Here is a 6,704-nt window from a genome sequence, read left to right on the forward strand (position 1 = left end):
GAGCGGGTCCATCTTGGAAATAAAAAGACATGTTATATTATAACTATTGAGTCGACGATGATTTTTCTGCGCCCGTCTTTCTTCAGTCATGTCGAGCAGGGACGCTCCTTTATTCGCGGTATCTGTCATGCATAGACGTCAGCTCCTTAACCTGCTGCTGGTCAGCCCTCTGTTCACCTTGCCTTTGGGCGCTTATGCGACGCAGGTTCGCAATGCCCGCTTGTGGCGCTCCGACGACAAATTGCGACTGGTGTTCGACCTCAGCGGCCCGGTGCAGTACAAGACTTTTTCGCTGACCTCACCGGATCGCTTGATCATCGACCTCAGCGGCGCCGGGCTCAGTGGTGACTTCTCGCAGTTGGCGTTGAAGAACAGTGGGATTACCTCGATTCGGTCGGGGCATTTCGGCAAGGCCGATACGCGCATCGTGCTGGACCTGGCCACGCCGATGCAGCTCAACAGCTTCTTGTTGCCGCCGCAGGATGGCCAGGGTCATCGCCTGGTACTCGACCTTACCGGCGCCACCCAGGCGCCGCGTCAAATCGCTGCGCAAATGGCGCCCGTGGTTGCGCCGGCGGCGGCGGTGGACAGGGCGCACCCCAAGCGCGACATCATCGTCGTGGTCGACCCCGGCCACGGCGGCAAAGACCCGGGCGCTATCGGCTCCAAGGGCCAGCGTGAGAAAGATGTGGTGTTGTCCATCGCCCAGTTGTTGGCCAAACGCTTGAAGCGCGAGAAGGGCTTTGACGTGAAACTGGTGCGCAATGACGACTTTTTTGTGCCGCTGCGCAAACGCGTAGACATCGCCCGCCAGCACAAGGCGGATATGTTTATCTCGGTGCACGCCGATGCGGCGCCACGCCTCACGGCCTCCGGGGCGTCGGTGTTTGCGCTGTCGGAAGGCGGCGCAACCTCTGCCACCGCGCGTTTTATGGCGCAGCGTGAAAACGGCGCCGACCTGCTGGGCGCCACCACTTTGCTCAATCTCAAGGACAAGGACCCGATGCTGGCCGGGGTGATTCTCGACATGTCGATGAACGCGACCATCGCCTCCAGCCTGCAACTGGGCAGCTCGGTATTGGGCAGCCTGCAAAGCATCACCACGCTGCACCAGAAACGCGTGGAGCAGGCAGGTTTTGCGGTACTCAAATCACCGGACGTGCCGTCGATTCTGGTGGAGACCGGGTTTATCTCCAATACCCAGGATGCTCAGCGGCTGGTGACCGCGCGTCATCAACAGGCGGTGGCGGATGGCCTTTTCGAAGGCTTGAAAAACTACTTCCAGAAGAACCCGCCGATGAACAGCTACATGGCCTGGGTTCAGGAGCAGAAGAACGGCCAGGTCTAACAGCCGGTCACGCGGCTGCAGGTGAATTTGGCGCTGGCACCACCGGAGCTGGAAAACCGGTTAATGGTGGTCCAGCCCACCCGGCGCGTGTAGCCGACCCACGCCTCACCATCCGACGCCAACCCGGTAAAGAACGTCAGTTGCCCGTAGCGGCTGTTGGTCTGCGCCCAGTAGCGTTTGCCGAGTACCTCGAAACCGCGCAAGTACGTGGTGCTGCCGACAGTTGCCACGCTGTAGGCATTGCCCAATGGGTCGACACACGCCAGCAGGTTGGCGCTGCGCGTGCAGTTAGCCAACAGGCTCGGGGCTTGGGCGCAGGCCGGTCCTGCTACTGCCAATAGCAGCGCGCACAACAGGTATTTCATAAGGCTTCTCGGGGCCGGAAAGTCTTCCAGCATTGCGCCCTTCGTCGTGACGAGCAAGGGGGATTGGCTTATTTGTATTGTTATACTATAACATTAAAAAACAGCCTGACCCGTGACCGCCGCCATGACCGAACAAGACCTGCTGGCCCAACCCGCCGCCGACTACATGAATGAAGCCCAGCAAGGCTTCTTCCGCAGGTTGCTGCTGGCCCAGCGCTATGCGCTGCAAGCGCGAATCGAGTCCGAATTTCTGGTGCTGCGTGAACAGGAAACCAACAGCGACCTGGCCGATGTCGGCAGCGCCGAAGAACAGCGCCAATGGCAACTGCGCTTGCTGGAGCGGGAAAAGAAGCTGTTGGACAAGATCGACGATGCGCTGGAGTTGCTGGCGCGCGGTGAGTACGGCTGGTGCCGTGAAACCGGCGAGCCGATTGGCCTGCCACGCCTGCTGCTACGGCCCACCGCGACCCTGTGTATTGAAGCCAAAGAACGTGAAGAGCTGCGCGAACGCCACCGACGGGCGATTTGACCGGCCACCCCTGATGAGGAATACCTGATGCCCAACCGTCTCCCCGTTACCGTGTTGTCCGGCTTTCTCGGCGCCGGCAAAAGCACGCTGCTCAACTACGTCCTGCGCAACCGCGAAAACCTGCGCGTGGCGGTGATCGTCAACGACATGAGCGAAATCAACATCGACGGCAGCGAAGTGCAGCGCGACGTCACGCTCAACCGCGCCGAAGAAAAACTGGTGGAGATGAGCAACGGCTGCATCTGCTGCACCTTGCGTGAAGACTTGCTGGAAGAGGTCGGAAAACTCGCCAGGGAAGGTCGGTTCGATTACCTGTTGATCGAATCCACCGGCATATCCGAACCGTTGCCAGTCGCCGAAACCTTTACCTTTCGCGATGAAAACGAGCAAAGCCTGGCGGACGTCGCGCGCCTCGACACCATGGTTACCGTGGTCGACGGCATGAATTTCTTGCTCGACTACCAGGCCGCCGAAAGCCTGGCCTCACGCGGTGAAACCCTGGGCGAAGAAGATGAGCGCTCGATCACCGACTTGCTGATCGAGCAGATCGAATTTGCCGACGTGATCCTGATCAGCAAGATCGACCTGATCAGCAGCCATGAGCGCGAAGAACTGATGGCGATCCTCAAGCGCCTTAATGCCCGTGCGCAAATTATCCCGATGGTCATGGGTAAAGTGCCGTTGAACAAGATCCTCAATACTGGCCTTTTCGACTTCGAACGCGCGGCTCAGGCGCCGGGATGGTTGCAGGAGCTGCGCGGCGAGCATGTGCCGGAAACCGAAGAATACGGCATCGCCTCCACGGCTTACCGCGCGCGCCGCCCGTTTCATCCACAACGCTTCTACGACTTTATCGACCGCCCGTGGGTTAACGGCAAATTGCTGCGCTCCAAGGGTTTTTTCTGGCTGGCCAGCAAGCACCAGGACGCGGGCAGTTGGTCGCAGGCCGGTGGCCTGATGCGCCACGGCTTTGCCGGGCGCTGGTGGCGTTTTGTGCCAAAAAGCCAATGGCCCCAAGACGAAGAAAGCGTGGCGGCGATCATGGGCAACTGGCAACTGAGCACCGGCGATTGCCGCCAGGAACTGGTGTTTATTGGGCAAAACATCGATTTCGCACAGATGCGTGCCGAGCTGGAAGCCTGCTTGCTTAACGATGAAGAAATGGCCTTGGGCGTCGAAGGTTGGCGCTTGCTGGCTGACCCTTTCGGCCCGTGGCATGACGAGGTGGCCGCCTGATGCTCGCACCGGTCATCCCCCTGTGCCCAGTGATACGCCAGGCCCGCGGTGAAACCCCGCTGGCGTTGTCGGGTATCCTCGAGGACGGCGTAAACCTGGCGCTGTGGGAGCGCCAATTGCCGCTGCACATCGCCGAATTCGGTGCCTTGCTCGTAGCGCTGAATGAGCCGGTCGCCGAATCCTTGGTGATTGACCTGGCTAACGAGAACGCGGTGCCTGACTTGCAAGGTTTTGCGGCCAGTTGCCGCGACCTTGAAGGCTACGAAGGCTTTATCGCCGATGTGGCATGGCTGATCAGCGCGTTTGCGTGTTTACTCGGCGCACAGCGTATTGGCGTGCGTCTGCGCCTGTTGGACAAGGCCATGTGCCCGCGTTTTCACGTCGACCATGTGCCGGTCCGGCTGATCACCACCTATGCCGGTATCGGTAGCCAGTGGCTGCGCGAAGGCGTGATGGACCGCCGCCAGCTTGGCCAGCCGGACGCTGAACCCAGCGAGCGCATCGAGCAAATTCACTGCGGCGAAGTGGCCTTGCTCAAAGGCACCCAGTGGCATGGCAACGAAGGCCACGGCCTGATCCATCGCTCGCCAGCGCTTAAGGTCGACGAGCGACGGTTGATCCTGACGCTGGATTGGCTCGCATAACCTTGTAGGATCAAGCCTTCTACACGGTCTGAATGATGCCCCTCATGCTGCAGAATATTCCCACTCATGTAATTGCCGGGCCTTTGGGTGCCGGCAAGACCAGCCTGATCAAACACCTGCTCGCACAACGCCCGGCCAACGAGCGCTGGGCGGTACTGATCAATGAGTTCGGGCAGATCGGCCTGGACGCGGCCTTGCTCACCCGGGACGACGACGGTATTGCCCTGGGCGAAGTGGCCGGTGGCTGCTTGTGCTGTGTGAACGGTGCACCGTTCCAAGTCGGTTTGGGCCGCCTGCTGCGTAAGGCCAAGCCGGACAGGCTGTTTATCGAGCCCTCGGGCCTGGGCCACCCGGCGCAGTTGCTCAAGCAATTGCGCGAGGCGCCGTGGCAAAACGTGCTGGCGGTGCAACCGTGCGTGCTGGTGTTGGATGCGCAGGCGCTGGCGGCGGGCAAACCGCTGCCGGAGGCACAACGCGAGACGCTGGCCAGCGCCGGGTTGCTGGTTTTGAACAAGGATGAAGCGCTGGATACCGCGCAGCGCCACGCTGTCGAACGGCAATTACCCAATTGCCCGCGTTACTGGACCCGCCAGGCGCATTTACCGTTGGCGCGGTTACCGGGTTTGAATGCCAAAGCTGGCGCGGCTGTGAATAACTTCACACTACCCGACTCGATAGCCCAAATGCCCGCCCTCTGGCGTGATCCCGCACTGCCCATCTGCCTCAGCCAGGCTCAAGAGGGCGGTTGGAGCGTGGGTTGGCGCTGGCACCCGAGCCAGCAATTCGACACTCAACGCTTGCATGATTGGCTGACAAGCCTTGCGTGGCGCCGCGCCAAACTGGTTATCCACAGCCGCGACGGCTGGGTTTCCGCCAACGCTGTGGATAACAGTTCACTCGTCTGGCAACCCAGCGAGTGGCGCCGCGACTCACGCATCGAACTGATTTTCAGCCAGCCGCACGACGCAGGTGCATTGCAGAGCGCGCTCGCAGCGTGCCGTCAGTGACGCGTTTTGCTGGCGTGGTCCTGGCGCCACTGGCTTAGCTCGATCACTTCGGCACTGGGCAGCGGCGTTTTGATTTCGAACGGGTAAGGCGCCAGTTCGATCTGCGCGCTGTGGGCGCCAAATTGGGTGATGGTGCCCGGGTGCCGGGTTTCCCCGGTCACGGTGAACTCAAAGTTATAGATGCGCGCCAGGCGCCGCCGACCATTGGCATCCTTCACCACGCCGATACGCTTCAACGCCACCGCGCCGTCGAGCAATTCGATGTCGAGCTTGGCGCAATGCTGCTTGACCCGCTCCAGCGCCCGTTCGCGCAGGCCGTGGTTGTGCCACACCCAGGCGGCGGCGGTCGCCAGCAGCATCAACACGAAGATGTTTCCCAGGGTCAGCATGCGATGAACTCCAACAAAGTGAGAGCAGCTTAACTGTGTCGCCGGTCTGTCGTACAGGCTGCGTTTAGTCGCATACTGCGCGGCCAGAATTTCAACGGCTTTACGGAAATATCCAGCATGAAACGCACACCTCACCTGCTTGCGATCCAGTCTCATGTGGTTTTTGGCCACGCCGGAAACAGTGCCGCCGTGTTCCCCATGCAACGGGTTGGGGTAAACGTCTGGCCGCTGAACACGGTGCAGTTCTCCAATCACACACAGTATGGTCAGTGGGCGGGAGAAGTGTTGGCGCCGCAGCAAATTCCGGCGTTGGTAGAAGGGATTGCCGCGATTGGCGAGCTGGGCAACTGCGATGCGGTGCTGTCCGGTTACCTCGGCAGTGCGGCCCAGGGCCGTGCGATCCTCAGCGGCGTGGCGCGAATCAAAGCGATCAACCCCAAAGCCCTGTACCTGTGCGACCCGGTGATGGGCCATGCGGAAAAAGGCTGCAGCGTGCCGCAGGAAGTCAGCGACTTTCTGCTGGACGAAGCGGCGGCGATGGCGGATTTTCTTTGCCCCAACCAGCTGGAGCTGGACAGCTTTGCCGGGCGCAAGCCGCAATCGCTGTTCGATTGCCTGGCCATGGCCAAAGCCTTGCTGGCGCGCGGGCCGCGAGCGGTGCTGGTCAAGCACCTGGATTATCCGGGCAAGTTGCCGGACGGTTTCGAGATGCTGCTGGTGACGGCCGATGGCAGTTGGCACTTGCGTCGGCCGCTGCTGGCGTTTCCGCGTCAGCCGGTGGGCGTGGGCGACCTTACGTCGGGTTTGTTCCTGGCGCGGGTGTTGCTGGGCGATAGCCTGTTGGCGGCGTTCGAGTTCGCGGCCGCCGCGGTGCATGAAGTGCTGCTGGAAACCCAGGCCTGCGCCAGTTACGAACTGGAACTGGTGCGCGCGCAGGATCGCATCGCCCATCCGCGCGTAAGGTTCGACGCCACGCCGATCGATTTGTAACTACGCAGATCTTGTGGGAGCGGGCTTGCTCGCGATGCAGGCACCTCGGTCCATCAGGCTGACCGAGTTGATGCTATCGCGAGCAAGCCCGCTTGTATGGTTAGACTTGTAGGGGTGGTGGGACTAAAAGCCAGCATCTGACTCTAGCCAGTACAGACCGTGGGAGACTTCGCCCCACCCCTTCACCCAAAACGCC

The 6,704-nt window shown here is 61.0% G+C and carries 8 protein-coding genes; 6 read left to right on the forward strand and 2 right to left on the reverse strand.

Annotated features, from left to right (window positions below; translation table 11 throughout):
* Positions 1-127: 127 nt before the first annotated feature.
* Positions 128-1,348 carry an N-acetylmuramoyl-L-alanine amidase gene (locus tag ACOZK9_RS26350; protein ID WP_058415780.1) on the forward strand — a complete coding sequence of 407 codons (1,221 nt, stop codon included), beginning with the start codon at positions 128-130 and terminating at the stop codon, positions 1,346-1,348.
* On the opposite strand, the gene ACOZK9_RS26355 is transcribed toward ACOZK9_RS26350, so the two are convergent.
* Complete coding sequence (locus ACOZK9_RS26355) at positions 1,345-1,713, reverse strand: glutamine synthetase (RefSeq protein ID WP_099236613.1); 369 nt, start codon at positions 1,711-1,713, stop codon at positions 1,345-1,347. The genes ACOZK9_RS26350 and ACOZK9_RS26355 overlap by 4 nt on opposite strands.
* 124 nt (positions 1,714-1,837) lie before the next feature.
* Here ACOZK9_RS26355 and dksA point away from each other — a divergent pair, with 124 nt between their 5' ends.
* From dksA to ACOZK9_RS26375, 4 genes are read left to right on the forward strand one after another with little or no spacing between them, the layout of a single operon-like run.
* Positions 1,838-2,242, forward strand: a complete 405-nt coding sequence (dksA, locus tag ACOZK9_RS26360; protein ID WP_152746978.1) for an RNA polymerase-binding protein DksA — start codon at positions 1,838-1,840, stop codon at positions 2,240-2,242.
* A 27-nt stretch (positions 2,243-2,269) separates the two neighbouring features.
* Positions 2,270-3,478, forward strand: a complete 1,209-nt coding sequence (gene zigA / locus ACOZK9_RS26365) for a zinc metallochaperone GTPase ZigA (protein ID WP_421556913.1) — start codon at positions 2,270-2,272, stop codon at positions 3,476-3,478.
* Positions 3,478-4,122: a DUF1826 domain-containing protein gene (locus ACOZK9_RS26370; RefSeq protein ID WP_421556914.1), complete on the forward strand. Its 645-nt coding sequence runs from the start codon at positions 3,478-3,480 to the stop codon at positions 4,120-4,122. Before zigA ends, ACOZK9_RS26370 begins: the two co-directional genes overlap by 1 nt.
* 44 nt (positions 4,123-4,166) lie before the next feature.
* Positions 4,167-5,129, forward strand: a complete 963-nt coding sequence (locus tag ACOZK9_RS26375) for a CobW family GTP-binding protein (protein ID WP_421556915.1) — start codon at positions 4,167-4,169, stop codon at positions 5,127-5,129.
* Here the strand turns inward: ACOZK9_RS26375 and ACOZK9_RS26380 are convergent.
* Positions 5,123-5,518 carry a DUF3301 domain-containing protein gene (locus tag ACOZK9_RS26380; protein WP_058415774.1) on the reverse strand — a complete coding sequence of 132 codons (396 nt, stop codon included), beginning with the start codon at positions 5,516-5,518 and terminating at the stop codon, positions 5,123-5,125. The two genes, ACOZK9_RS26375 and ACOZK9_RS26380, sit on opposite strands and share 7 nt — an antisense overlap.
* Before the next feature lie 117 nt (positions 5,519-5,635).
* On the opposite strand from ACOZK9_RS26380, the gene pdxY reads away from it, so the two are divergent.
* Positions 5,636-6,508 (forward strand): pyridoxal kinase PdxY, encoded by an 873-nt coding sequence (pdxY, locus tag ACOZK9_RS26385; RefSeq protein WP_058415773.1) that lies wholly within the window; start codon positions 5,636-5,638, stop codon positions 6,506-6,508.
* Positions 6,509-6,704 lie beyond the last annotated feature (196 nt).

It is taken from the genome of Pseudomonas kitaguniensis (genome assembly GCF_049199985.1).
In the GTDB taxonomy this organism is placed as follows: Bacteria; Pseudomonadota; Gammaproteobacteria; order Pseudomonadales; family Pseudomonadaceae; genus Aquipseudomonas; species Aquipseudomonas kitaguniensis.